The 23,876-nt window shown below is 59.2% G+C and carries 23 protein-coding genes; 10 read left to right on the top strand and 13 right to left on the bottom strand.

Features of this window, described 5'->3' with window-relative positions:
- Positions 1-26 precede the first annotated feature (26 nt).
- The 8 genes from MHM86_RS09010 to MHM86_RS08975 all read left to right on the top strand — a co-directional run bounded on the left by MHM86_RS09010 (position 27) and on the right by MHM86_RS08975 (position 8,443).
- On the top strand, positions 27-905 hold the full coding sequence (locus tag MHM86_RS09010) for an RNA polymerase factor sigma-32 (protein ID WP_239198119.1): 879 nt from the start codon (positions 27-29) through the stop codon (positions 903-905).
- Positions 902-1,738, top strand: coding sequence for a ChaN family lipoprotein (locus MHM86_RS09005; RefSeq protein WP_239198117.1), 837 nt, complete (start codon positions 902-904; stop codon positions 1,736-1,738). The genes MHM86_RS09010 and MHM86_RS09005 overlap by 4 nt, the downstream gene beginning before the upstream one ends.
- Before the next feature lie 103 nt (positions 1,739-1,841).
- Positions 1,842-3,041: a bifunctional phosphopantothenoylcysteine decarboxylase/phosphopantothenate--cysteine ligase CoaBC gene (coaBC, locus tag MHM86_RS09000; protein ID WP_239198115.1), complete on the top strand. Its 1,200-nt coding sequence runs from the start codon at positions 1,842-1,844 to the stop codon at positions 3,039-3,041.
- Positions 3,042-3,077: 36 nt separating this feature from the next.
- Complete coding sequence (gene dut, locus MHM86_RS08995; protein ID WP_239198113.1) at positions 3,078-3,542, top strand: dUTP diphosphatase; 465 nt, start codon at positions 3,078-3,080, stop codon at positions 3,540-3,542.
- Between the two features lie 5 nt (positions 3,543-3,547).
- Positions 3,548-4,594: a HesA/MoeB/ThiF family protein gene (locus MHM86_RS08990; RefSeq protein WP_239198111.1), complete on the top strand. Its 1,047-nt coding sequence runs from the start codon at positions 3,548-3,550 to the stop codon at positions 4,592-4,594.
- A gap of 74 nt (positions 4,595-4,668) precedes the next feature.
- Positions 4,669-5,454: a transporter substrate-binding domain-containing protein gene (locus MHM86_RS08985; RefSeq protein WP_239198109.1), complete on the top strand. Its 786-nt coding sequence runs from the start codon at positions 4,669-4,671 to the stop codon at positions 5,452-5,454.
- Between the two features lie 71 nt (positions 5,455-5,525).
- Positions 5,526-6,323: an amino acid ABC transporter permease gene (locus MHM86_RS08980; protein WP_239198107.1), complete on the top strand. Its 798-nt coding sequence runs from the start codon at positions 5,526-5,528 to the stop codon at positions 6,321-6,323.
- A 110-nt stretch (positions 6,324-6,433) separates the two neighbouring features.
- The gene (locus MHM86_RS08975; protein ID WP_239198105.1) at positions 6,434-8,443 is read left to right on the top strand and encodes a M3 family metallopeptidase; all 2,010 of its coding nucleotides are present in this window, start codon (positions 6,434-6,436) and stop codon (positions 8,441-8,443) included.
- A gap of 120 nt (positions 8,444-8,563) precedes the next feature.
- Here the strand turns inward: MHM86_RS08975 and MHM86_RS08970 are convergent, their stop codons facing one another.
- The 7 genes from MHM86_RS08970 to MHM86_RS08940 form a co-directional block, all read right to left on the bottom strand.
- On the bottom strand, positions 8,564-8,935 hold the full coding sequence (locus MHM86_RS08970) for a hypothetical protein (protein ID WP_239198103.1): 372 nt from the start codon (positions 8,933-8,935) through the stop codon (positions 8,564-8,566).
- A gap of 146 nt (positions 8,936-9,081) precedes the next feature.
- On the bottom strand, positions 9,082-9,600 hold the full coding sequence (locus MHM86_RS08965; protein WP_239198101.1) for a hypothetical protein: 519 nt from the start codon (positions 9,598-9,600) through the stop codon (positions 9,082-9,084).
- 63 nt (positions 9,601-9,663) lie between these two features.
- Positions 9,664-11,160, bottom strand: coding sequence for a phosphomannomutase/phosphoglucomutase (locus MHM86_RS08960; RefSeq protein ID WP_239198099.1), 1,497 nt, complete (start codon positions 11,158-11,160; stop codon positions 9,664-9,666).
- 145 nt (positions 11,161-11,305) lie between these two features.
- Positions 11,306-13,288, bottom strand: coding sequence for a capsule biosynthesis protein (locus MHM86_RS08955; RefSeq protein ID WP_239198097.1), 1,983 nt, complete (start codon positions 13,286-13,288; stop codon positions 11,306-11,308).
- Complete coding sequence (locus MHM86_RS08950; RefSeq protein ID WP_239198095.1) at positions 13,266-13,925, bottom strand: ABC transporter ATP-binding protein; 660 nt, start codon at positions 13,923-13,925, stop codon at positions 13,266-13,268. Before MHM86_RS08950 ends, MHM86_RS08955 begins: the two co-directional genes overlap by 23 nt.
- Before the next feature lie 184 nt (positions 13,926-14,109).
- Positions 14,110-15,357: a Na+/H+ antiporter NhaA gene (locus MHM86_RS08945; protein WP_239198093.1), complete on the bottom strand. Its 1,248-nt coding sequence runs from the start codon at positions 15,355-15,357 to the stop codon at positions 14,110-14,112.
- 131 nt (positions 15,358-15,488) lie between these two features.
- Positions 15,489-16,109, bottom strand: a complete 621-nt coding sequence (locus MHM86_RS08940) for a uracil-DNA glycosylase family protein (RefSeq protein WP_239198091.1) — start codon at positions 16,107-16,109, stop codon at positions 15,489-15,491.
- 75 nt (positions 16,110-16,184) lie between these two features.
- Here MHM86_RS08940 and MHM86_RS08935 point away from each other — a divergent pair, with 75 nt between their 5' ends.
- On the top strand, positions 16,185-16,976 hold the full coding sequence (locus tag MHM86_RS08935) for an SseB family protein (protein ID WP_239198089.1): 792 nt from the start codon (positions 16,185-16,187) through the stop codon (positions 16,974-16,976).
- A 70-nt stretch (positions 16,977-17,046) separates the two neighbouring features.
- On the opposite strand, the gene MHM86_RS08930 is transcribed toward MHM86_RS08935, so the two are convergent.
- Together MHM86_RS08930 and MHM86_RS08925 are read right to left on the bottom strand one after the other, a co-directional pair.
- Positions 17,047-17,976 (bottom strand): glyoxylate/hydroxypyruvate reductase A, encoded by a 930-nt coding sequence (locus MHM86_RS08930; RefSeq protein WP_239198087.1) that lies wholly within the window; start codon positions 17,974-17,976, stop codon positions 17,047-17,049.
- Positions 17,973-18,395 carry a VOC family protein gene (locus tag MHM86_RS08925; protein WP_239198085.1) on the bottom strand — a complete coding sequence of 141 codons (423 nt, stop codon included), beginning with the start codon at positions 18,393-18,395 and terminating at the stop codon, positions 17,973-17,975. Before MHM86_RS08925 ends, MHM86_RS08930 begins: the two co-directional genes overlap by 4 nt.
- Before the next feature lie 96 nt (positions 18,396-18,491).
- On the opposite strand from MHM86_RS08925, the gene MHM86_RS08920 reads away from it, so the two are divergent.
- Positions 18,492-19,331: a LysR family transcriptional regulator gene (locus MHM86_RS08920; RefSeq protein WP_239198083.1), complete on the top strand. Its 840-nt coding sequence runs from the start codon at positions 18,492-18,494 to the stop codon at positions 19,329-19,331.
- A gap of 30 nt (positions 19,332-19,361) precedes the next feature.
- Here MHM86_RS08920 and rodA read toward each other — a convergent pair whose 3' ends face one another.
- The 4 genes from rodA to mreC are packed head-to-tail and all read right to left on the bottom strand — an operon-like array spanning position 19,362 to position 23,869.
- Positions 19,362-20,501 carry a rod shape-determining protein RodA gene (gene rodA, locus MHM86_RS08915; protein ID WP_239198081.1) on the bottom strand — a complete coding sequence of 380 codons (1,140 nt, stop codon included), beginning with the start codon at positions 20,499-20,501 and terminating at the stop codon, positions 19,362-19,364.
- Positions 20,498-22,444, bottom strand: coding sequence for a penicillin-binding protein 2 (mrdA, locus tag MHM86_RS08910; protein ID WP_239198079.1), 1,947 nt, complete (start codon positions 22,442-22,444; stop codon positions 20,498-20,500). The genes rodA and mrdA overlap by 4 nt, the downstream gene beginning before the upstream one ends.
- A complete protein-coding gene (locus tag MHM86_RS08905) occupies positions 22,441-22,980 on the bottom strand; it encodes a rod shape-determining protein MreD (protein WP_239198077.1) in 540 nt (179 codons plus the stop codon). Before MHM86_RS08905 ends, mrdA begins: the two co-directional genes overlap by 4 nt.
- Positions 22,973-23,869: a rod shape-determining protein MreC gene (mreC, locus tag MHM86_RS08900; protein ID WP_239198075.1), complete on the bottom strand. Its 897-nt coding sequence runs from the start codon at positions 23,867-23,869 to the stop codon at positions 22,973-22,975. Before mreC ends, MHM86_RS08905 begins: the two co-directional genes overlap by 8 nt.
- Between the last annotated feature and the right edge of the window lie 7 nt (positions 23,870-23,876).

The raw sequence follows: 23,876 nt of genomic DNA, 5'->3' as shown, positions 1-23,876 counted from the left end.
GCGTCGTAAACATGGGGGGACCTGCTATGGCACTCGACTCACCCAATGCAATGTCGCTATCCCGCACGGCCATGAAGGCCGAGTTGCTGGATGCGGAAACAGAACGCAAACTGGCCTACGCCTGGCGCGATGAGCGCGACGAAGAGGCGCTGCACCGTCTGATCAACGCCTATATGCGGCTGGCCATTTCTATGGCGGCCAAGTTTAAACGCTATGGCGCGCCGATGAATGACCTGATCCAAGAAGCGGGTCTGGGCCTGATGAAGGCTGCGGATAAGTTTGATCCCGACCGTGGCGTGCGGTTCTCGACCTATGCGGTCTGGTGGATCAAGGCGTCCATTCAGGATTATGTCATGCGCAACTGGTCGATGGTGCGCACCGGGTCGACCTCGTCTCAGAAATCTCTCTTTTTCAATATGCGCCGCGTTCAGGCGCGGCTGGAGCGTGAGGCTCTTTCGCGCGGCGAAGAGTTGGACCGTCATCAGATGCGACAAGCGATTTCGATGGAAATCGGCGTGCCGCTGCATGATGTTGAGATGATGGAAGGCCGACTGGCGGGCAGCGACTTCTCCCTCAACGCAACACAAAGTGTCGAGGATGAAGGCCGCGAATGGATCGACACGCTCGAAGATGACAGCACCCAAGCGGCCGAGTTGGTGGAGGAAGATCACGATCGCAAGGCCCTGCGCGCATGGTTGACCGATGCAGTGGGGCGGTTGAATGACCGTGAACAGTTCATCATCCGTGAACGCAAACTGCGCGAACCGGCCCGCACGTTGGAATCGCTGGGCACCGAACTGGGCCTGTCCAAGGAACGGGTGCGACAGTTGGAAGCCGCCGCGCTGAAAAAGATGCGCCGCCAGCTTGAAGCGGAAAGCGAAGAGGTGCATGACCTTTTGGTATGAAGAAGCTTGATCATACCCGATTTGGCGCCCGTCTTGTGGCGCTGACTGCCAGCCTTACCGCCAGCTTGTTCGTGTCGCCGCCCCTCTTCGCTGAGGGCGCGGCGATTTCCATTTTCAATACAGCTGACATCGCCGTTCTGGGCGAGATGCATGATAATCCTGCCCACCATCTGGAACAGGCCCGAGTGGTTGCCGCGATGGAGCCTGCCGCACTGGTGTTCGAGATGCTGACGCCGCAGCAGGTTGAGGCCGCAGAGGGCGTGGACCCAGGCGACCTGCAGGCCCTTGCCACGGCCTTTGACTGGGCAGAAAGCGGCTGGCCGGATTTTGCGATCTACGCGCCGATTTTTGCCGCCGCGCCTGATGCGACGCTTTATGGTGCAGGTGTGCCGCGTGGCATGGCGCGTGCGGCTTTCGCTGGTGGGATCGCCGACAGTTTTGGTCCGCTGGCGCCCGCTTATGGTCTGGATCGTGACTTGCCAGAGGAGCAGATGCAGGCGCGTTTAACCCTACAGTATGATGCTCATTGTCAGGCGATGCCGCGTGAAAATCTGGCGCCAATGGTCGCGCTGCAACGGCTGCGCGATGCCCATCTGGCGCGGGCCGCTTTGCAGGCGCTGGTGGATACTGGCGGGCCTGTTGCGGTGATCACCGGCAACGGGCACGCGCGCGCTGATTGGGGCGCAACTGCACTTATCCGCGCGGCAGAGCCTACGGTTACAGTGTTGGCGCTGGGGCAGTCAGAGGATGGTGTGCCGCCTGAGGGCGGGTTTGACCTGATCTTGGACAGTGCGTCGGTGGATCGGGGCGATCCTTGCGATGCGTTTCGTTAACAGCAACCCCTGACAGCCGCCGCCCTTGTCCTCGCAGGCGGGGCGGCTTACTGTCCGCCACAGTTTTGGCCGTGATCTGGGCCGGATTTTTGCGGGGGCTTGGATGCTGCAGGGTAAACGTATTCTCTTGATTATCGGTGGCGGCATCGCGGCCTTCAAAATGCCGGAACTGATCCGCCGTCTGCGCGAACAGGGCGCCAGCGTGACGCCTGTGCTGACCAAAGCGGCAGAGCAGTTCGTGACCCCGCTGACCATCGGCTCGCTGGCGGGCGAAAAGGTTTACACCGACCTCTTTGACCTGACCGATGAGGCAGAGATGGGCCATATCCAATTGTCCCGCGTCGCTGATCTGGTGGTGGTTGCACCCGCAACGGCGGACCTGATGGCGAAGATGGCGCAGGGTATGGCGAACGATCTGGCCTCCACCTTGCTGCTGGCCACGGATACGCCGGTTATGATTGCACCCGCGATGAATGTGCGCATGTGGGAACACCCCGCGATGCAGCGCAATCTGGCGCTGTTGCAGCAGGACGGTATCACCGTTTTGGGCCCAGATGAGGGCGATATGGCCTGCGGTGAATATGGTCCCGGTCGTATGGTGGAACCTGCAGACATTCTGGAGGCGATCGGCAGTGCTCTGAAGGATGGCCCACTGAGCGGTAAACGCATTCTGGTCACCTCTGGCCCGACCCATGAACCGATTGATCCGGTGCGCTATATTGCCAACCGGTCTTCTGGTGCACAGGGCACCGCAATTGCGCAGGCGCTCGTGGCGCTGGGGGCGAATGTGATCTTTGTCACTGGTCCGGCAGATGTTGATCCGCCGAAGGGCGTTGAACTGCATAAAGTGGAGAGTGCTAAGGACATGTTGGCCGCCGTTGCCTCGGCCCTGCCGGTGGATGCGGCGGTCTTTGCTGCCGCCGTGGCGGATTGGCGTGTGGCTTCTGCTTTTGGCTCGAAGATCAAGAAACAGGCCGACGGCGCGCTGCCGGTATTGGAGTTTGCTGAAAACCCCGACATTCTGGCGACGATTAGCCAAATGGGGCAGGGGCGTCCCGGTCTGGTTGTAGGATTTGCCGCTGAAACCGACGACGTGATTGCGCATGCCACTGCCAAACGCGCGCGCAAAGGCTGTGACTGGATCGTCGCCAATGACGTTCGCCCCGAAACCGGCATCATGGGCGGCAACGAAAACGCGGTGACGCTGATTTCCGACGCGGGTGCCGAGGATTGGCCGCGTATGGGCAAGGACGAGGTCGCAGCGCAACTGGCGGATCGTATCGCGGATGAACTGCTCAGCTAATTGAGTGTTTTAAGACCATTGAAAGGAGTGGCCACTATGGTGACAATCGAATTTAGTTGGCTGCCAGAGGCTGATCAGACACTGGGCCTGCCGGTTTACGCTACCGCAGGCGCGGCAGGCGCGGATCTGCGTGCGAACCTTGCGCCCGGCCAGCGTGCGGCAGGGATCGAGATTGAACCGGGCGCGCGTGCCTTGATCCCCACCGGCCTGCGTATGGCGATCCCTGTGGGCTATGAGGTGCAATTGCGTCCGCGATCCGGTCTGGCGCTGAAACACGGGATCACTCTGCCCAACAGCCCCGGCACAATTGACAGCGATTATCGCGGTCCCTTGGGGGTCATCGTGATGAACGCAGGGTCTGCACCCTTCCACATCACCCACGGTGATCGCATCGCACAGATGGTCGTGGCGCCTGTGGTGATGGCAAGTTTTGCCGTGGTCGAAGATCTGGACGACACCGCACGCGGCGCAGGCGGGTTCGGCTCTACCGGTAAGGGGTAAACGCGATGTTGCTGGTTCTGGCACTGGTGGCGGTGATCTGGGGGATCGGGCATCTGATGGGCGCGCCGAAAGCGATGCGCTGGATGTTGACGATCCTGTTGTGGGCCGCTGTTGTGCTGTTGAATCTGACCTTGCCGGCGGGGCATGGCTTGCGTGTCGCCACGGGCGGATCTGCGGCGCTGTGGGTGCTGGTTGCGGGGGCAATGGCACTGATTGCAGCCTATCGTCTCGGACTTAGTTGGCTGCGCGCACGTGTACGGGTGGAGCCAGAGGAGGAGGCAAAGCCCAAGCCCACGTTTTCCGAAACTGAACTGAACCGCTATGCCCGTCACATCGTCATGCGAGAGGTGGGAGGCACCGGCCAGAAACGGCTGAAAAACGCCAAGGTGCTGGTGATCGGGGCAGGGGGGATTGGCTCGCCTGCGCTGATGTATCTGGCTGCGGCAGGTGTGGGCACCATTGGCGTGATTGATGATGATGTTGTCGACAACTCCAACCTGCAGCGGCAGGTGATCCACCGTGACGCTGATATCGGTACGCCCAAGGTATTTTCCGCCGAACGCGCCATGCGGGCGCAAAACCCATTTGTCGCCGTGCGCCCCTATCAGCGGCGACTGGACGCTGACACCGCAGCGGATCTGATCGCCGACTATGACATCGTTCTGGACGGCACCGATAATTTCGACACCCGCTATCTGGCGAACCGGATTTGCGCAGCGCAGGGTAAGCCACTGGTCTCTGGCGCGCTGTCGCAATGGGAGGGGCAGATCAGTGTTTTCCATCCCAAAAAGGGCGGGCCCTGCTACCAATGCGTTTTCGCCGAAGCCCCTGCAGCGGATCTGGCCCCCAGTTGTGCAGAGGCAGGGGTGATATCGCCCTTGCCCGGTGTGATCGGTGCTATGATGGCGGTCGAGACGATGAAGCTGATCACTGGCGCGGGCGCTGTGCTGCGGGGGGAAATGATGATTTATGATGCACTATGGGGCGAAACGCGCAAAATTCGCCTGAAACAACGCGATGATTGCCCTGTGTGCGGCGACTCCGGTGCTTGAGGTCGCTGATTTGTCGGGTAGAACCATTGGCAAAACAATGGGCCATAGGGTGCCCAACAGGAAGGATATGTAACATGAAATTTGTTCTATCGATGATGGCCGCAATCAGCCTCGGCACCGCTGCAATGGCCGCCGACCTGCCCGATCTGGGCGGCAAGGAAGTGGTGGTTGTGACCGAAAACGCCTATCCGCCGCTGCAATTCGTCGATCCCAAAACCGGCGCGGCGATCGGTTGGGAATATGACGCCATGGCAGAGATTGCCAAGCGCATCAACATCACCGTGGTTTATGAAAACACCAGCTGGGACGCGATGATCCCTGCGGTGTCCGAGGGTCAGTACGATCTGGGCATGACTGGTATCACCATTCGTGAAGACCGCAAGGAGAAGGTGGATTTCTCTGATAAATACCTGACTTCACAGATGCGGATGATTGTTGCAGGCGATGAGGATCGGTTTGACGATGCTGCGGGCTTTGCCGCCGATGCGGATCTGCTGGCGGCGGCGCAGCCGGGCACCACGCCATTCTATGTCACAGTTTATGACATTTTAGACGGGGATGAGGCCAACCCGCGTATCAAACTGTTTGAAACATTCGGTGCGGCCATTCAGGCGTTGCGTGTTGGTGACGTGGATCTGGCCCTGTCGGACAGCACTGCCGCGAACGGCTATGTCGCCGCCTCCGCAGGCAAGTTGAAGATCGTTGGTGAACCGCTGGGCACCGAAGATTTCGGGTTCATCTTCCCCAAAGGATCCGACCTCGTGGCACCGATCAATGCTGCTATTGCCTCGATGGAGGCAGACGGCACTTTGGCAGGGCTGAACACCAAGTGGTTCCTCGAATACAAATTGGGTCAATAAACCCTGACGTGACATGACAAAGGATCCCCGGTGCGTTACAGCGCCGGGGATTTTTGCTGAGTGAGGTGGCAATGGGCCCCATCCGCGAGACCAAAGAAGACTTCCCCTGGTGGCTGGTCGCTGTTGCTACCATCGGGGCGTACCTCGGCTGGCAGGTGGTCAGTGATGATCTCTATGTGCAGATCCTCGGCACGCTCAGCAAAGGAATGAAGCTGACGGTGTTTGTGACGCTGGTCAGCTTTGTGCTGGCCTCTGGCCTTGGCCTCTTGTTGGCCGTGGGAGCGGGGTCTAAGTGGTTGGTGATCCGCCAGCTCTGCCGGTTCTATGTAGAGGTGGTGCGCGGGGTTCCGATCATTGTGCTGCTTTTGTACGTGGCCTTTGCGCTGGCACCGGCACTGGTCGAATTTTACAATTACATCGGCGATTTTATCGGGCTCGACCGGATCCGCACACGGCATTTTCCACTGTTGTGGCGGGCAATTATCGCACTGATGATCGCCTATAGCGCCTTCATTTCAGAGGTGTTCCGCGCGGGTTTGCAATCGGTTGACGTCGGCCAGATTGAGGCCGCGAAGGCGCTGGGCCTCAATCGCTGGCAGCGGTTTCGGCTGGTGGTGTTCCCGCAGGCGATCCGCACGATCCTGCCGCCATTGGGCAATGATTTCGTGGCGCTGGTTAAGGATTCATCGCTGGTCTCTGTGCTGGGTGTTTTGGATGTAACGCAGCTGGGCAAAGTCACGGCGGCAAGTAATTTTCGCTATTTTGAGACCTATAATGTCGTGGCGTTGATCTACTTGACTATGACCATCGGCCTGTCGTTGGTCCTGCGCCGGATTGAACGGCATCTGCGGCGCAAAGATGTGAGCTAATCTGTTGGATACGGGATCGCGCAAACCTCTAGCGGTCTCATCCTTTTTACGCCACCTCCTCTGGACGATCCCCAAACGCAGGCATAGCTTGATTGTCAAAGGAGATCTCTATGACCAACCCGTTGCTGTCCACCTGGGACACCCCGTTTGAAATCGCCCCTTTCGCCGCCATTAAAGACGCTGATTTTGCACCTGCGTTTGAGCAGGCGCTCAGCGAACACAGCGCGGAGGTGCAGGCGATTGCCGACAATGCCGCGACGCCCACATTTGCCAATACTGTTGAAGCGCTGGAGGCCGCAGGCGGGGCGTTGGATAAGGTCCTGTCTGTGTTTTTCACTGTCGCAGGCGCTGACAGCAACGCTGAGCGCGAGGCGCTTCAGCGCGACTTCTCCCCCAAAATGGCGGCGCATTTTGCTGCGATCTCGTCAAATAAAGCGCTGTTTGCCCGCCTGGCTGACCTTTGGGGCCGTCGCGACGCATTGGACCTTAGCCCGGAGCAGGCGCGGGTGTTGATGCTGACGCACCGTGGGTTCGTGCGCGCAGGCGCGGCGCTGACCGGCGCAGAGGACACCCGTATGGGTGAAATCAAGGCGCGGCTGGCCGTGCTGGGGACCGAATTTACCCAGAACCTGCTGGCCGATGAACGCGACTGGTTCATGGAACTGTCTGAGGACGATCTGGACGGCCTGCCTGATTTTGCTATCAGTGCCATGCGCGCAGCAGGCGCAGAAAAGGGCGCAAGCGGTCCTGTCGTCACCACAGGTCGGTCAATTATCACGCCGTTTTTGCAATTTTCTACCCGCCGCGATCTGCGCCAGACGGCCTATCAGGCTTTCACCTCCCGCGGGGCGAACGGCAATGCCAATGATAACCGCATGATTGCGGCTGAAATCCTGAAACTGCGTGAGGAACGCGCGCAGCTGTTGGGCTATGTGGATTTTGCCAGCTACAAACTGGAAACCGAAATGGCCAAAACCCCCGAGCGGGTGGAGGAACTGTTACAGGCAGTCTGGGCTCCGGCCAAGGCTCGCGCTGAAGAGGACGCAAAGGTCTTGCAGGATATGCTGCACGCCGATGGCCTGAACGGGGATCTGGAAGCATGGGATTGGCACTATTATGCTGCCAAACGGCGCAAGGCAGACCATGATCTGGATGAGGCAGAGCTGAAGCCTTACCTGCAATTGGACCGGATGATTGAAGCGTCTTTTGCCTGTGCTACCCGTCTGTTTGGGTTGGAGTTCACACCGCTTGATGTGCCACTTTACCATGAAGATTGCCGGGCGTGGGAAGTGACACGCGGCGGTGAACATGTGGCTGTGTTTATCGGTGACTACTTCGCCCGTGGATCGAAGCGATCCGGCGCGTGGTGTTCAGCAATGCGGGCGCAAGCACGGTTCCCCAAAGCGCAGGCTCCGGTGGTGATCAATGTCTGCAACTTTGCCAAGGGCGATCCGGCGCTTCTGTCCTATGACGATGCGCGTACGTTGTTCCATGAGTTTGGCCACGCGCTGCACCAGATGCTGTCCAACGTGACCTATGAAAGCATTTCTGGCACCTCTGTTGCCCGTGATTTTGTAGAGCTGCCCAGTCAACTTTATGAACACTGGCTGGAGGTGCCCGAGGTGCTGGCAGAATTTGCCACGCACGCTGAAACTGGTGAGGCAATGCCGCCTGCGATGCTGGAAAAGGTGCTGGGTGCTGCAAACTTCGACCAGGGTTTCCAGACGGTGGAATATGTCGCCTCCGCCATGGTGGATCTGGCGTTCCACCGTGGCGCGGCGACGGCGGATCCTATGGCGAAACAGGCAGAGGTTCTGGCGGATCTCGGTATGCCGAAACAGATCGCCATGCGCCATGCGACGCCGCATTTTGCTCATGTCTTTGCCGGTGACGGCTATTCCTCGGCCTATTACAGCTACATGTGGTCCGAAGTGATGGATGCGGATGCCTTCGCCGCCTTTGAAGAGGCAGGCGGAGCCTTTGATCCCGACCGCGCCAAAGCGCTGGAGGAGCATATCCTGTCCACGGGCGGTTCGCAGGAGGCTGAGGATCTTTATGTTGCCTTCCGTGGTCGTCTGCCCGGTGTTGCGGCATTGCTGAAAGGGCGCGGGCTGGCGTAAACCGTCCGCTTAATCTGACAGATAAGAAAGAGAAGGCGCCCCGGTCCGAATCCGGGGCGCCTTACTGTGAGTGGGTCACGGCCCTTCCGCGGCAGGTGCTGGAAGGTATGGGGACAAAGATCAGCCCAGAACTGAATGACCTTTGTTCTGCAGGCAGCGCAACATTACGGCACGACGGTCTTCGTTGATCTCTGCCTCACCTTCAGCGCGCCCAATGAGGCCACCAATGGCTGCCCCGGCAAGGGCGGCCCCCAGTTCTTCCTCCTCAGCCGCACCGGCGACGGCACCCACGCCTGCGCCCAGCAACATGCCCTGACGGGCGCGCTCATCGGTGTAGGTCTCAGCAACCATGCGACACTGTTCTTGATCGGCGGCGAAGTTTACGCCCGCAGGTCCGGCCAGTTTAACCTGACGGTCCAGAGGGTCGGCACAAGCAGCAAGGGTGAGCAGAGCGGAAAGGGTGAGGATGTGGTGATGGAATTGCAGTTTCATACTGTATCGCTTTCGTTTTGAACCAAGCGCCCGCCAGACGCCGCTGTCTCGGGCTATGTCGAAGGGATACAGCGACTGCGTTCCATACAAAATTTACGAGTTTGCATCTGGCTTATGCAAAAATGTGGATCAAATTATTGGGCAGATTACTGGGGCATTTTCAGATAGACAGACCCGCGTTGAACACCGCCTTGGATCAGGCGGTGGGCCTGTGTTTCTGACGGAAACGTACCCATCCAATCGCGAAAGCGGTCATTGCTGATGATTGTAGCCTGCATTTCGCGCGCCGCATTGAGGATGAGAGGATCAGCAGGTGTTCCTTTCGGCGCGATCAGTACCTGTTTTACGGATACCCCCAAAAGCCGTGCGAGGCTGCGCTCATCCATAAAACGGTCAGAGATGTTGTACCCAACGTTTGCATCAAACACGACGGCAGGGCGATGGCTGGTTTCTTGCAGACTGTGGATCAGGTTTTTGACTACAGCGATATCCGGGGTGCCGTCGCGCCAGTGCAGCACGTTGGACCCATCAATCAAGATCGGTTTGCCTGTGTGCCGCTTACCAATGGGTAGCTTTGATGCCAACCAGCCGGAAATGCAGCTGGCACCAAAACACATTAGAAAGCCTGTGTAGAATGCCCCGACATCAGGTGTGAATAGGGACATTCCAAGCGCTACACAGAGACATATGAGGCCAAAGAGGGGCCAGTGATGTCGCACGCTACGTCCTTAGATCGTCTGGTCGTAGTCGCCCACCAGCGGTTCCGTTTTTATCACCGCATCAATCTCGGCAAAAATGGCGCGCATCTCTTCCTCGCTGTCGCTGCTTTCGCACACGACGACGAGGTTCGGCGTGTTCGAGGATGCACGCACCAGACCCCACGATCCGTTTTCAAGGATCACGCGGGCGCCGTTCACGGTCACCACCTCTTTGATTGCTTTGCCAGCGAAGGTGTCGCCTGCATCAGCTTTGGCCACCAGTTTTGCGACCAGCCGATCCAGGACGCCGTATTTTTCCGTATCGGCGCAATAAGGCGACATGGTGGGGGTGGACCAGGTTTTCGGCAGCGCCTTGCGCAGGTCCGACATTTTCATGTCCGGGTTGCGGTCCATCAATTTACAGATCTCAACCGCGACGCGCATGCCGTCGTCGTAGCCACGACCGATATCACCAGCGAGGAAGTAGTGACCGGATTTCTCAAAACCAGCCAGTGCGCCGATGGCATGCACGCGGCGTTTCATGTGGCTGTGGCCTGTTTTCCAGTAATCGGCCTTGATGTCGTATTTCTGCAGCTCAGGATCAGCCGCGAACAGGCCGGTGGATTTCACATCTGCCACAAAGGTCGACCCGGGGTAGAGTTTGGCCAGATCGCGGGCCATGATGACGCCCACCTTGTCGGCAAATATCTCTTCGCCCTCATCGTCTACAACGCCGCAGCGGTCGCCGTCTCCGTCAAAGCCAAGGGCGAAGTCCGCGCCTGATGCCTTCACGCTGCCCGACATGTCGTGCAGCATTTCCATTGCTTCGGGGTTGGGGTTGTAGTTGGGGAAGGTGTAGTCCAGCCGGTTGTGGCTATCGACCATCTCAACGCCGAGACGTTCAAACAGCGCGGGCCCAAAGGCGGCGGCGGTGCCGTTGCCGGAGGCGCAGACGACCTTCAGCTTGCGGGTCATTTTGAAATCACCCACGAGGTCATCCATATAAGCCTCCCAGACGCCATCGACGAATTCATAGGCGCCGCCTGCGTGGGGCTGGCCTTTGCCATTTAGAACGATGTCTTTCAGTTCTGCCATTTCATCAGGCCCGTGAGTTAGCGGACGCTGGAACCCCATTTTTACCCCTGTCCAACCGTTCGGGTTGTGCGAGGCGGTGACCATCGCCACAGCCGGTGCGTCCAGATGGAACTGGCTGAAATAGGCCATGGGGGTGATGCAGGGGCCGATATCTTTCACCGTGATGCCTGCTTGCATCAGGCCGACGATGAGGGCGTTTTTGATCGACAGCGAGTAGTCGCGGTAATCGTTGCCAACAGCGATCACTGGTTCCAGCCCGTGCAGGCGCATCTGGGTGCCGATACCAAGGCCAAGGGCAGTCATGCCGGGCAGGTTGATCTCATCAGGGAATTTCCAGCGCGCGTCATATTCACGGAAACCCGTGGGTTTGATCATCGGCAGTTTAAGAAAATCCCAGGTGTTGGGGGTTACGTCGGCAATCGGCTTCGTCATGAAATCGCTCTCTTCGCGTCAGATGGAATGGCGGTATTCTATGCCTAGCTGACTATGTCAATTCAACTAAACATAAGAAGTTTTTTGCCCACCCCGACGCATAGGCGAAAAGGTGGGCAAATGTGGTTTATATAGGGGCGTTGGATCAGGTTGAAACCTGTTCGCGCAGGATCGACGCGGTGAGCGAGATCATCAGGTAAACCCCCGACAGGATCAGGAACGCCAGAATAGTGTTTTCAAACACCCGAGGATAGCTGGCAGCATCTGGCACAACAGGGCTAACGGCGGTGGTCAAATAACGTACCTGACGGGCCGCGGCCTGAGCGGTCTGGCGTTCGCTTTGCAGGGCGGATTGCAGGAACAGATCGGCGGTGGCCAGATCAGCTTGCGCCATTTGGATCTGCGCCGCTTTCGCTGCCAGCGAGCTTTCGCCATTCTGCGCTTCGTTCAGTCGGGACTGCAGACGCTCCAGCTCCTCTTTCAGCAAGCGGATTTCCGTTTCCAGCGCTTCTACTTTCGGCCGGTTTGGCCGCGGGTTGGCCAACTGGGTGTTCAGCTGCAACTGTTTGTCCAAAATCTGTTGTTCTACAGTGTTGGTCAGTCCGCGAATGCTGGCAATTTCGCCCTGCGGATCCAATAAGGTGCCTTCCTGCAGGGTGACCAGTTCACGCTGTGCGGCAACCCGCTCATCCTTGGCCTGTGCCAGTGTTGCACGGGCTTCGCGCATTTGGTCATCGCGTTTTTCCAGTGACAGCTCATCCACCTTTTCCTCTGCGTAAGAAATCAGCGCATTGGCAAATGTGACGGTGGTCTGTGGATCTGCTGCGATCACTTCCATATGGATGACGCCTTCGGTCGGGTCGTAGCCGATTTTCACGTACCGTTTGTACAGTTTGTAGGCGTCTTTGTTGGTGGGATTGTCCGGCAGTCGTTTGATCGGATCAATCTCTTGCTGGCCGAAATGCTCTTTGAAACCGTGTTCTGCATCGAGACGGATCATTGCAGGTTCTGACGTCAGGAACTTCTGGACCGCGATTGCATCCTGATTGGTTGCGAACTGGGTGCCTGCCAGCAGGCCACGCACACTGCCACCGCCCGCGGAATCGGCCTGCAAGACCAGAAATTCTGATTTGGTTGCATAGAGAGGTGAGGCCACAACGGCAAAGTACCATGCGGCCAGCAGCGTCGGTAGCATCACAAAGAAGCCAAGCCGCGTTGCCAAGAGCACCATTTTGCGGCGACGGCGACGGGCGATGTCGCGCTGAATTTCGCTGATCTCCTGCTGACGGCGGTCAGCGGGGGCCAGTTCAGTGGACGGCAGGTTCTGCGTTGGCTGCACGGTTTGCGGCAGTTGCGCATCATCAGAAGCGGTTTCTGCGCCTTTGCTTGACGGAAGCGCCAGTTCCAGCGCACTGGAGCGTTTGAACGGGTCGATTCCCGCTGCGCGCAGGAGGCGCACCGCATCAAAATCCGAGGTCGGTGCAAGCCCGTGTTTCTGGGCGGCGCGGCGGGCAATGCGCAGTTGACGACCGGTCAGGCCTTCGCGGCGGATGGCGTCGATTTCCTGATCCGCGGTGACCTCTTCTGCGGAAGAGACCATGCCCTCTTGGGGGTGAGGGGGCTGCGTTGAGGCTGCCTGTGACGGCGCTGCCTGTGACGGGACTGCACCCGCTTGGCGCTGGGGGCGTTGTGTTGCTGTTTGTTGAGGTTCTGGTGGGCGCCCCTGCTGGGCCGGTTGTGCCGGACGGGCAGGGCGGGCTTGTTGCTGCTGTGCGGCCTGCGCGGCGGCTTGCTGCGCGGGTGACGGCTGTCTCGGCGCGACCTCGGCCGCCTGCGGGCGCGGTTTCGCGGCAGCGGTGGGTTGAGGTGTGGGGCGCCCGGCGGGTGTTTGCTGAGGGTTGGCTGGTTTCGCGCGCAACACGTTTTCTACACGCTCCCCTGCGGCGGGGCGGCGTGCTGTTGCGCTCGTCTGAGGAGCGCTGGCCTGTTGTGAATTGGCCTGTTCTGAATTGGCCTGTGCGGTTTGCGGCGCGGAAGCAGCCTGCGTTGCGGGCGCGGGCTGGGCGGCACCGTCGGCGGGTCCGCTACGGCGAATGCGGAACTTCTTAGCCTTGGGTTTCATAGTCATAGAGCTGTTTCGCTTCTTCCAAGGTGTCAAACATATGTAGCTTGCCGTTCATCAGAACAGCGGCGGAACGGGCAAATTGTTCCAGTGTCTGCGCCTGATGCGAGACAATAATCACGGTTGTCTTCTCCAAACGCTCTCGCAGGATATCGCCTGCTTTGCGGTTGAACTCCACATCCGTGGATCCCGGCATCCCCTCATCAATCAGGTAAATGTCGAAATCCAGTGCCAGCAGCAGCGAGAAAGAAAACCTTGCCCGCATCCCTGAACTATAGGTGCCAAGCGGTTGGTCAAAGTATTCCCCCAGTCCACACAGCCAGCGACAGAACGCTTCGACGTAATCAGGATCTAGCCCATAGAGACGGGCAATATAGCGGCTGTTTTCCACCGCCGTATGCTTGCCCACCACGCCACCCATAAATCCCAGCGGGAAGGATACGCGGGAAGACCGGCGGATAATGCCCTCATCTGGTTTTTCCAGACCGGCCATCATGTTGATCAGTGTGGTTTTGCCAGTGCCATTGGGTGCCAGAATGCCAAGTGATTGCCCCAGATCCACACGGAATGATCCCTTCTCCAGAATCACCTTGCGTTGGGTGCCGGTCCAGAAGGACTTGCTGACATTTTCAAACTCAAGCATGTGCGGCCTGTGCTTTGCTGCTCTCCCAGAGGGTGTTGTTGGGGCATCCGATACCTTATAAAACGGTCACTCCGGGCTTTTGATTAGAGTATGGCACGGGCAAAGGGGCAAAATTAAGGCCTAATGTTGAAAAACCGACACCAGAGGCATCGGTTTTTCATGATTGTTTCGTAAATGGATGAAATCAAAGCTCGTGCTTTTCGACCCGCAGAAGCTTACCAGCGATCCATGACATGATCGCGGCGGCAAAGCTAAACAGCGCGCCCATCTTAGCGGCATCCTGCACCTCACCGGGGGGGAAAGCGACCGCTGCGATGAACAGTGACACGGTGAAGCCGATGGCCGAGATGCAGCCGATCACAAAGAGATCCGGTGTGCGCATCCCCTGCGGCAGACCCAGTTTCAGCACATGCGCCCCGATGAAACCGAACAGTAGTACGCCAAATGGTTTGCCCACCATCAGGCCAGCCAGAACCAGCCATGTGGGTTCTCCAATTGCCGAAAATTCGACGCCTGCGTTCAGCAGCCCAAAGAAGAACAGAACCACCTCAACCGGATGTTTCAGCGCGTGTTCAATCTGGTTCAAAAGGTCGGTGAGGTAGCTTTCCGCCTCGCTGAAAATACCAAAGGCGCGTTCGGCGTGGGGAATTGTTGGTACGATTGGCAACAGGCCAAGGGCAGGGTGAATGCCCGCCTTCATAAATCCGTACCAGCTGGCGCAGGCAGCGATAAGGTAGGGCCAGAAGCCAAGGTTTTTGCGAATCCAGGTGGAATTGGGCCGCCCCTGATTACCGCGATCCATGCGACGCGGCAGCCAGTTGGCCAGCACATAAACCGCAATTGCGGCGCCCAACGACAACAGCAGCCACTGCGGCAGCAGTTCACCGGACGGGTAGAACACTGCCAGAATGATCAGCCCCGCCGCATCATCGGCAATCGCCAACAACAGCAGGAAGCGCACGGCGGGGTGGCCGCCGCCAAAAACCATACGGCCCACGAGGTAGGAAAAGGCAATATCCGTCGCCGTCGGGATCGCCCAGCCGTTCTTCACCGCTTCATATGTGTCAGAGCCAAAGATCAGCGCCAGACCCAGATAGACAGAGATCGGCCCGACCATGCCACCCACCGTCGCAAATAAAGGCGTTGCCGCCTTCTTGCCGCGCAGCGAGCCGTTTTTCAGGGCGACAGCCTCCCACACTTCTTTGGCCGCGATGGCAAAGAAAAAGGCCATCAAAATATCGTTAACTAGATAGTGCAAAGTCAACGTGCGATGGCCGTGGTGATAATGCCCGATTGGGGCATGATCCCAGATCTTGAATTCGACAAAAGCGTGATAGCTGTGCGGGTCGATGTTGGCCCAGATCAGGGCAATCACCGCCCCAAATATCAACAACAGGGAATAGTTGGTGATGAAATTCCAAACGCGGTACATATTGTCTCCTGCCTCTTGGCCCGCCAGAGCCTATGCTCTTGTTCCAACGGGATATTTAAGGATTAGGCTATTCGTATTGTTGGGGCAAGTTTCCTCGCGTCACCACGCAGTGATCAGCCTGCTTTTTCGGCCTAAACCTGTGCGTTATGGGCGGCGGCAATGTCCGGTTGCAATATCTCAGTTATACGGGCGCGTAACTGCGGCAGCAGCTCTGCCTCAAACCACGGGTTTTTACGGATCCAGCCGGTGTTGCGCCAGCTGGGATGGGGAAGGACAAACACATCCGGCGCATGGTCGCGCCAGTTGCGCACAGTCTCGGTCACGCCGGTGCGCAATCCCAGATGACCTTTATGGGCGTAGCCGCCGACCAATACCGTCAGCCGCACTGACTGCAGTTCTGCCATCACCCGATCTTGCCAAGTCTGGGCGCAGATTTTGGGGGGCGGTAGATCAGATCCCTTGGCGTCATAGCCGGGAAAGCAAAACGCCGCTGGCACACAGGCCACCTGAGCCTGATCATAGAACAGATCGCGTCCAATCCCCAGCCAGTCGCGCAACCGGTCACCAGAGCGGTCGTCAAAGGGCACGCCGCTTTCATGCACCCGCATCCCCGGTGCCTGTCCTGCGATCAACAAGCGCGCCGAGGGGCGAAACCATGGCACAGGTCGCGGGCGATGGGCGGTTTTGGTGACAGCAAACCGGTCGCGGCACAGGCGGCACTCAGCGATGTCTTGTTGCAAGTCCTGTGACATTTTCCGGTCTCCTCCCTTGCCCTAAGCTGACGCGCAGGCTACCGCAGGGCAAATCACAATTGCCGGAAGTCCCCCATGACCGACCTTACAGCACTTGATCAAGCCCACGGCGCAATGATCGCTGATAGCAGCGATGATGCTGTGCGTTTGCGGTTTTATGAACGCCTTGCAGATAGTGAGATGTTCCTGCTTTTGGCGACTGAGGCGGAGGGCGATCAGATCACGCCCGAATTGTTTGAGGTGTCGGACAACCGTTTTGTGCTGATTTTTGACCGTGAGGACCGGCTGGCGCAGTTTGTCGGACAGGAGGCGCCTTATGCCGCCCTGTCGGGTCGGATGATTGCGGCCCTTCTGGCAGGGCAGGGCATCGGTCTGGGGGTCAATCTGGATGTGGCGCCGTCGTCGATCCTGATCCCGGCAGAGGCGGTCAGCTGGCTGCACGACACACTTGGTCAGGCACCCGAGGAGGCAGAGGCGCGCATCGAAGAGATCGGTCGGCCGCTGGGCTTGCCAGAGGCGTTGCTAACTGCGCTTGATGCCAAGCTGGCCATCGCCAGCGGGTTGGCGCATTCTGCCTATCTGGCTGGCGCGACCTATGAAGGGGGCGCGCGCAATCACCTTTTGGCCTTTATCGACGCGGTGCCGGGGGCTGAGGATTCGTTGGCACAAGCCGTGTCCGAGGCGCTGACTTTTTCGGGGATCGAGGCAGGGGCGCTGGACGTCAGCTTTCTGCGCGCCGCAGACCCTCTGGCGGCGAAGCTAGCGCAGTGGGGCCTTCGGTTTGATCTGCCCCAGCCCGAAGAGGTGCAGGAGGTTGGATTAACCGCTCCTGGCATGGATCCCGAAAAGCCGCCGCGCCTGCGTTAGAGGGATTTTGGAATATTTCTGGAGCATTGAAAGGGGTTTCAACGTTCCCCAAATACGCATAATTGCGCGCTCAATACCCTACCGATCGGTCGACCAGATAACGCAGAGGCACACCGCGCTCTGACCGGCTGACATTGTCGGCGATTACCTCGGCCGCGGTTGCAGGGCGTGTGTCAGCGGCGATGTGCGGCGTGACAGTGACGCGCGGGTGCCACCAATAGGGATGATCTGCAGGCAGCGGCTCCACCCGAAACACATCGAGTGTGGCACGTGCGATCTGACCGCTGTCGAGTGCTGCTAACAGTGCATCGTCATCAATGAGCGGCCCACGTCCGGGGTTGATTAGACAAGCGGCATGCGGCAGCCAGGACAATCGTTCTGCATTCAGAAGGTTCTCTGTTCCTGATGTTAGTGGCAGCAGGGTCACCACGATCTGTGCAGTTTCCAGCGCCTGTTTCAGACCTGCATCGCCTGAGAGGCAGGTGATCCCGTTGATCTCTTTAGGTGACCGGCTCCATCCTGTGACGGGAAATCCGAGGGAAGCGAGCGTGGTGGCGCAGGCACTGCCAAGCGCACCGATGCCAAGGATTGTCACTGGCCGATCCCGTGACAGGGGGGGCAGTTTGCGCTGCCATTTGCCCTTCTGATGCTCCAGATTGTGGTCAATCCCAATGTGATAGCGCAGCACATGGCCGGTCACCCATTCCACCATGCCCTGCGTCAGCCCATGGTCGACCATGCGGGTCAGTGGTTGCGTCAGGGTTGGATTGGTGACAATCGCCTCCACCCCCGCCCAGAGGTTCAGCACTGCCTTACAGCGCCTATAGGGCGTGAAATCCTGCAGGTCAGAGTTCGGAGCGTAGATGATGTAGTCCACCACGTCAGGCGCAAATTCCTGTTGCAGGTCCACCTTCAAACCCGCTGCAGCAAATGCGCGGGTCAGTTCGGGGGCGTAGGTGTTCCAGCGTTCGGCGCGGGCGGCAAAGAGAACGTTGATCATGTGGCAAAAACTCCAGCCATATCGGCAAAGCCCTTGATCTCAATCGGGTTGCCCGCAGGATCATGGAAAAACATCGTGTGCTGCTCGCCTGGTTCGCCCTTGAAACGTGTGGTGGGGGCGATGGTGAAGGTGACACCTGCGGCGGTCAGCCTGTCCGCCAGCGCGTGCCACACGTCGGCCTGCAAGATCACCCCAAGGTGGGGCATCGGCACCATATGATCGCCCACCTTGCCTGTATTGGCGGTTGCAAACACCGGCCCAAGGTGCAGGCTGATCTGATGACTGAAGAAGTTGAAATCAACCCAAGTGTCGGTGCTGCGTCCCTCTTCACAGCCCAGAAGCTCACCGTAGAAAGCGCGCGCCTTTTCAAGGTCATCTACATGATAGGCAAGGTGAAAATAGCTGAAGGGTTGGGTCATGCGAGTGGCTCCGTCAGGTCTTGGTTTACTCAGGCATAATGGGGATACTGCCCGAAAGGGTAGCTTATTTTTATATTTTCAAACATAAGTAAATCTATGGATTTGCGGTTTGTTGAAACATTGATTGCAGCCGTCGAAGAGGCCTCGCTTGCTGGTGCGGCGCGACGGTTGGGCGTAACGCCCGCTGCGGTCTCTCAGAGGGTGGATGCGCTGGAGGCGCAGTTGCAGGTGCCGCTGTTGCTGCGCTTTGGGCGCGGGATGGCAGCCACGCCAGAATGCGAGGCACTCTTGCCCGAGCTGAGGCGCATGGTGGCGATCCATGCAGGCCTGCCGCAGATCCTGGCGCGCGATCAGTTGAAAGGGATGTTGCGGTTGGGCGCTGTGTCAACCGCGCTTGCAGATCATGCGGCAGATCTGGTGCAGGGGCTGAAACAGCATGCGCCGGAGGTGGAGTTGACATTGACCCCTGGAGCTTCGGCGGAGCTGTATGAGGCGTTCATGCAGAGACGGCTGGATGCGGCGTTGCTTGTTGCGCCACCCTTTGCTGTGCCGAAGGCTCTGCGGTTTGACCCGCTGACAAAGCAACCTGTCGGATTGCTGATGCCGAAGGACGGGGCAGCAGATCTGCCCTTTTTACTTTATGCTCGGGCGGCATGGGGTGGGGCGATGTGCTACCGCGTGTTGCAGCAGCAGTTTGGCAGCCCGCGTTTCCTATGTGAGATGGACGCGCTGGAAACCATTGCCCAGCTGGTAGAGGATGGCGTCGGCCAAGCGGTGGTGCCAAAATGGGCGGGGCTCCTGCGTCGTCACGCGGGGGTGGATTTCACGCCGCTTGGATCCGCACAGCGGCAGGTTGGGCTGCTGTCATGGCAACGGGACAGCCGCCGACCCGTGCAACAGGTGCTGCGGCAGGTGTTGGGGATCTCGCAGATATAGATCCGTTATCTGGCCAGCTATCTGGGCCAGCTATCTGGGTCTGTGCACATGGGCACTTTGCACAAGGCCAAAGGCGCCCAGCAGGACCAGCATTGACGACCCACCATAGCTGACCAACGGCAGGGGCACGCCCACAACCGGCGCCAGCCCCATAACCATCGACATGTTCACCGCAAAGAATAGGAAAAACGTCACCGCAATCCCCAGTGTCAGCAGCGAAGAGAACCGGTCGCGGTTGGCAATCGCCGATGCAACGCAGAACAGGATGATCAGCACATAAAGAGATAGGAGGGAGAAGCCACCGACAAAGCCGAACTCTTCCGCCAGTGTGGTAAAGATGAAATCGGTGTGTTTCTCGGGCAAGAAGTTCAGCCGTGACTGTGTGCCTTGCATGTAGCCGCGTCCGGTCCAGCCGCCTGATCCTAGCGCGATCTTTGACTGGGTGATGTGATAGCCATCGCCCAAGGGATCACTGGCAGGATCCAGAAAGGTGTCGATGCGGCGATACTGGTAGTCTTTCAGAAGTTGCCATGGCGTACCACGGGTTTGGAACACTGCCGTCACCAGTCCCACCCCGACGCCAATCACCGCTGCAAAATAAGCCCAGTGCACACCAGCGAAAAACATCATCGCCGCGCCGCCAAAGACAAGCAGAAGCGAGGTGCCAAGGTCCGGTTGTTGCAGCACAAAGGCGGTGGGCAGCAGGATCAGGAACACCGGCAGCGCCACCCAGATTGGGTGGGATACCTTTTTCATCGGCAGCCAGTCGTAGTAGGCTGCCAGCAGCATCACCAGAGTGATTTTTGCCATCTCGGACGGCTGCAGGCGCATAAAGCCAAGGTCGATCCAGCGCTGAGCCCCCATGCCGACCGCACCGAAGAGTTCGACAAATAGCAACAAGGCCAGCGAGGCCAGATAGGCCACCCCCGCCAGATTGCGCCAGAACCAGATCGGTACCATAGCGACAAAGAACATCACCGCCATGCCAAGGCCGAAGCGTTTCATCTGCGCCTCTGCCCATGGCTGGAACGATCCTCCGGCCACGGAATAGAGCATCATGAAACCAACTGAACATACCGCCGTCAGCAGCAGCACCAGTGGCCAGTTCAGGTGCAATACCTTCCGCAGGCCGGAAGGCACGGTTTTGACAGCATACTCAAGATAGCTCATGCGCGGTCCTCACGGTTGAGGAACGCGCGGCGTTCGCGGCGCAGGCGGTCCTGTTGGGCCTTTGCCTTGGACCGTGCAGCCTTCGGATAAGCCTCTAGCGGCGGGTCGCCGTTATAAAGCGCCTGCAGCGTGATATCGCGTGCAATAGGGGCGGCAACGGTGGAACCGCCGCCGCCATGTTCGACCACCACAGCCACGGCATATTTCGGGTTGTTATAGGGGGCGAAGTTCACAAACAGCGCATGGTCACGACGCTCCCAGGGCAGATCCTCGTTACGGGTCACGCCACGGCGGCGCTCCTCCGCGGTGATGTTACGGACCTGACTGGTACCGGTCTTGCCCGCCAACTGCATGTCATCTGCGATGATGCGGGATTTATAGGCGGTGCCTTTGCGGTGGTTGCTGACCGCATACATTGCACGGCGCACCATGCGCAGGTGGTTGGGGTTGATGTCCAGCGGTGTGCTGGCCTCGACCACCTGCTCGACGCCATCAACCGATTTGATCAGCCGTGGCGCCACATAGTTGCCGCTGGCCATTCGCGCGGTCATCACCGCCAGTTGTAGCGGTGACGCCAGCACAAAACCCTGCCCGATAGAGGCGTTGACCGTGTCGCCCACCACCCAGTCCTGACCGAAGCTGGACTGTTTCCATTCTTTGGTGGGGGCACGGCCACGGGCGATCGCGGACATTGGCAGGTCATAGCGTTGCCCTAGCCCTAGTTTTTCCGCCATGGCCGAAATTTTCTCGATCCCCACGCGCAGGGCCAGCTCATAGAAATAAACGTCACAGCTTTCGCGCAGCGAGGTTATCAGGTCCACCTGACCGTGTCCCGCGCGTTTCCAGCAGTGGAAGCGGCGGTTCGCGACCTCCATATGACCGGGGCAATAGACGGTTTCGTCTGGCGTGACCTCCCCCGCCTCCAGCGCGGCGAGTATCGTGACCATCTTGAAGGTCGACCCGGGCGGGTAGAGGCCCTGCACAGCCTTGTTGGCCAGTGGTCGATATTTGTTTTCGGTCAGCTCGCGGTAATCGCGGACAGAAATGCCGCGCACGAAGAGATTGGGATCAAAGCTGGGTGCAGACGCCGCGCAAAGGATATCGCCGGTGTCACAGTCAACCACCACCGCGGCAGCACTGTCGCGGCCCAGACGGGCCTGTGCGTAGTTTTGCAGCCGGTGATCAATGGTCAGCTGCAGGTTGGCACCGGGCTGTCCTTCACGGCGGTTCAACTCGCGCATTTCGCGCCCGGCGGAATTGACCTCCACCTGTTTGTTGCCTGCCTTGCCGCGCAGGTTCTCTTCCAGTTTTGCCTCAACGCCGACTTTGCCGATTTGAAAACGTGGGATCAGCAGCAGTTGGTCCGGTGCGTCGATTTTCGACAGATCGTAATCAGACACAGGCCCGACATAGCCCGCCACATGGGCCAGATCAGGGCCGAGCGGATAGTTGCGTGACAGGCCCACCTCCGGTGTGATGCCGGGGAGGGCAGGGGCATTCACGGCGACGCGGCTGATTGCTTCCCAGCTGACCCGATCCGCAAGGGTCACCGGCCGGAAGGGGGAGCCGCGATGCTTGTGAATTTCTTTCCGCGCTTTGGCCAGATCCTCAGGGTCCAGATCAATCAGATGCGACAGGCGGCGGATGACCATATCGACGTCACCAGCATCCTCGGGTGTGATGATAATACGGTAGCTTGGTTCATTCTTTGCGATTACCGCGCCGTTGCGATCATAAAGCGCACCACGGGCGGGTGGGATCAGCCGGACCTTGACGCGGTTTTCCTCGGCCAGCAGGCGGAACTCATCAGCCTGATCGACCTGCATGTAGCGCATGCGCAGCGCCAGCATGCCCCCAAAAGCGACCTGTGCGCCGCCCAGCAGAAGGGCGCGGCGCGTGATGCGGCGGGCGCTGTCGGCGGTGTCACGGGGGGTACGTTTCATAGTTTGTGCCCCCATGCGTCCACCTCACCGGGGGCGACGCGGCGCACCCCGAAAAGCACCTGCGCCAGTGCGGCGACCAGCGGAAAAAAGAGAATAGACATAATCAGTTGGATCAACGTCAGCCCCATCGGTGCTTGGGGAACCGCGACCAGCGCCAGCACCAACCGGTTGCCGAGCATCACCGCCAGCAGCGCGCCAGAAACGGTCAGCCATTCCACCGCGAAGCCTTGATCACGCATCTGACGGGCACGGCGGGTCAGGGTCTGGCTGGCAATCACGGTCAGCGCCGCCAGCAATCCGGGTGGACGTTGCAGCATCAGATCCGCCAGCAATGCAACGCCTGCAATCAGGTAGGCCGGGGCAAATTCCGGCCGCCGCAGTGCCCAAGTCAGGCAAATCAGCAGCACCAGGTCAGGGCCGGTCCAACGGCGCGGTGTGGTTTCCAGCGGCAGCAATTGGAAAAAGAGCACCGCAAGACACAAGCCGGCAAAGGACAGTTGTTTGACCCAAGGTTGGGTGGGGCTGGCTTCACTCATCGGCGGCCTCCACCAATGGGGTGACGGCGCCTTCGGGGGCGATCAGGGCGCCGGGGTCTTTGATAATCTCGGTGCCTTGATTGCGCAGCACGCGCAGGAATTTCAGCCGTTCATAGTCGGCTGACAGGCGCACCCGCAGGCGGCCCGACGGGTCTTCGGCCAGATGGCCCACCAGCACGCCCGCAGGAAAGACCCCGCCATCGCCAGAGGTGACAACGCGGTCACCGGCGCGCACCAGATCGGGGTTTTCCAGAAACGTCACCAGCGGCGCAGCTGTATTGTCACCGCTGAGAATGGCCTGCTGGCCGGCGGGCTGCAGGGTGATCGGCAGCTGGCTGGACGTGTCAGTCAACAGGATCACCCGCGCGGTGCGTTGCCCGACCCCGGAAATGCGACCTACCAGCCCGATGCCATCCATTGTGGCCCAGCCATCCAGAATGCCGTCGCGGGCACCGACATTCAGCAGCACCGACTGACGGAAGGGTGACCCGCTGTCGGCCAGCACCACGCCGGTCACATAGGTCAGGCGCGGATCAAGGCGGACGTTGTTCAGATCCAGCAATCGGGCGTTTTCGTCGCGCAACTGCTGCGCCGCTTCTTTCCACGCTTTCATTTGCTGCAATTCGCGGCGCAGCTCTTGGTTCTGCTCAACGATGCGGCTGTAGCTCTGGAAATCGCGCACCAGATTGACCGCGCCCGTCACCGGCGCCATCGCCCAGTCGAATGAGGGGACAACCTGATCCACCACCTGCGCGCGCAGGCGTTCAACGCGCGGGTTGTCGATGCGCCAGACGATGAAGATGGCGACCAGCAACAGCACCAGAACCGCGGTCAGCAAACGCTTCAGCGGTCCCAGATAGTCTTCGCTCTGTGAACGGTCTTTGGCCACGATGCCC

This window comes from Thalassobius sp. Cn5-15, from assembly GCF_022347685.1.
In the GTDB taxonomy this organism is placed as follows: domain Bacteria; phylum Pseudomonadota; class Alphaproteobacteria; order Rhodobacterales; family Rhodobacteraceae; genus Thalassobius.
This window is presented reverse-complemented; position numbering and strand designations above follow the sequence as displayed.

What these genes read in the sequence shown, in the direction of transcription:
- MHM86_RS09010 (WP_239198119.1), top strand. Translation starts at nt 27, where the DNA reads ATGGCACTCGACTCACCCAATGCAATGTCGCTATCCCGCACGGCCATG.
- mrdA (WP_239198079.1), bottom strand. Translation starts at nt 22,444, where the DNA reads ATGAAACGTACCCCCCGTGACACCGCCGACAGCGCCCGCCGCATCACG.
- MHM86_RS08975 (WP_239198105.1), top strand. Translation starts at nt 6,434, where the DNA reads ATGACCAACCCGTTGCTGTCCACCTGGGACACCCCGTTTGAAATCGCC.
- coaBC (WP_239198115.1), top strand. Translation starts at nt 1,842, where the DNA reads ATGCTGCAGGGTAAACGTATTCTCTTGATTATCGGTGGCGGCATCGCG.
- MHM86_RS08925 (WP_239198085.1), bottom strand. Translation starts at nt 18,395, where the DNA reads ATGACCCAACCCTTCAGCTATTTTCACCTTGCCTATCATGTAGATGAC.
- MHM86_RS08935 (WP_239198089.1), top strand. Translation starts at nt 16,185, where the DNA reads ATGACCGACCTTACAGCACTTGATCAAGCCCACGGCGCAATGATCGCT.
- MHM86_RS09005 (WP_239198117.1), top strand. Translation starts at nt 902, where the DNA reads ATGAAGAAGCTTGATCATACCCGATTTGGCGCCCGTCTTGTGGCGCTG.
- MHM86_RS08930 (WP_239198087.1), bottom strand. Translation starts at nt 17,976, where the DNA reads ATGATCAACGTTCTCTTTGCCGCCCGCGCCGAACGCTGGAACACCTAC.
- MHM86_RS08940 (WP_239198091.1), bottom strand. Translation starts at nt 16,109, where the DNA reads ATGTCACAGGACTTGCAACAAGACATCGCTGAGTGCCGCCTGTGCCGC.
- MHM86_RS08990 (WP_239198111.1), top strand. Translation starts at nt 3,548, where the DNA reads ATGTTGCTGGTTCTGGCACTGGTGGCGGTGATCTGGGGGATCGGGCAT.
- MHM86_RS08970 (WP_239198103.1), bottom strand. Translation starts at nt 8,935, where the DNA reads ATGAAACTGCAATTCCATCACCACATCCTCACCCTTTCCGCTCTGCTC.
- MHM86_RS08980 (WP_239198107.1), top strand. Translation starts at nt 5,526, where the DNA reads ATGGGCCCCATCCGCGAGACCAAAGAAGACTTCCCCTGGTGGCTGGTC.
- MHM86_RS08955 (WP_239198097.1), bottom strand. Translation starts at nt 13,288, where the DNA reads ATGACTATGAAACCCAAGGCTAAGAAGTTCCGCATTCGCCGTAGCGGA.
- MHM86_RS08950 (WP_239198095.1), bottom strand. Translation starts at nt 13,925, where the DNA reads ATGCTTGAGTTTGAAAATGTCAGCAAGTCCTTCTGGACCGGCACCCAA.
- MHM86_RS08905 (WP_239198077.1), bottom strand. Translation starts at nt 22,980, where the DNA reads ATGAGTGAAGCCAGCCCCACCCAACCTTGGGTCAAACAACTGTCCTTT.
- MHM86_RS08985 (WP_239198109.1), top strand. Translation starts at nt 4,669, where the DNA reads ATGAAATTTGTTCTATCGATGATGGCCGCAATCAGCCTCGGCACCGCT.
- rodA (WP_239198081.1), bottom strand. Translation starts at nt 20,501, where the DNA reads ATGAGCTATCTTGAGTATGCTGTCAAAACCGTGCCTTCCGGCCTGCGG.
- MHM86_RS08965 (WP_239198101.1), bottom strand. Translation starts at nt 9,600, where the DNA reads ATGTCCCTATTCACACCTGATGTCGGGGCATTCTACACAGGCTTTCTA.
- dut (WP_239198113.1), top strand. Translation starts at nt 3,078, where the DNA reads ATGGTGACAATCGAATTTAGTTGGCTGCCAGAGGCTGATCAGACACTG.
- MHM86_RS08960 (WP_239198099.1), bottom strand. Translation starts at nt 11,160, where the DNA reads ATGACGAAGCCGATTGCCGACGTAACCCCCAACACCTGGGATTTTCTT.
- MHM86_RS08945 (WP_239198093.1), bottom strand. Translation starts at nt 15,357, where the DNA reads ATGTACCGCGTTTGGAATTTCATCACCAACTATTCCCTGTTGTTGATA.
- MHM86_RS08920 (WP_239198083.1), top strand. Translation starts at nt 18,492, where the DNA reads ATGGATTTGCGGTTTGTTGAAACATTGATTGCAGCCGTCGAAGAGGCC.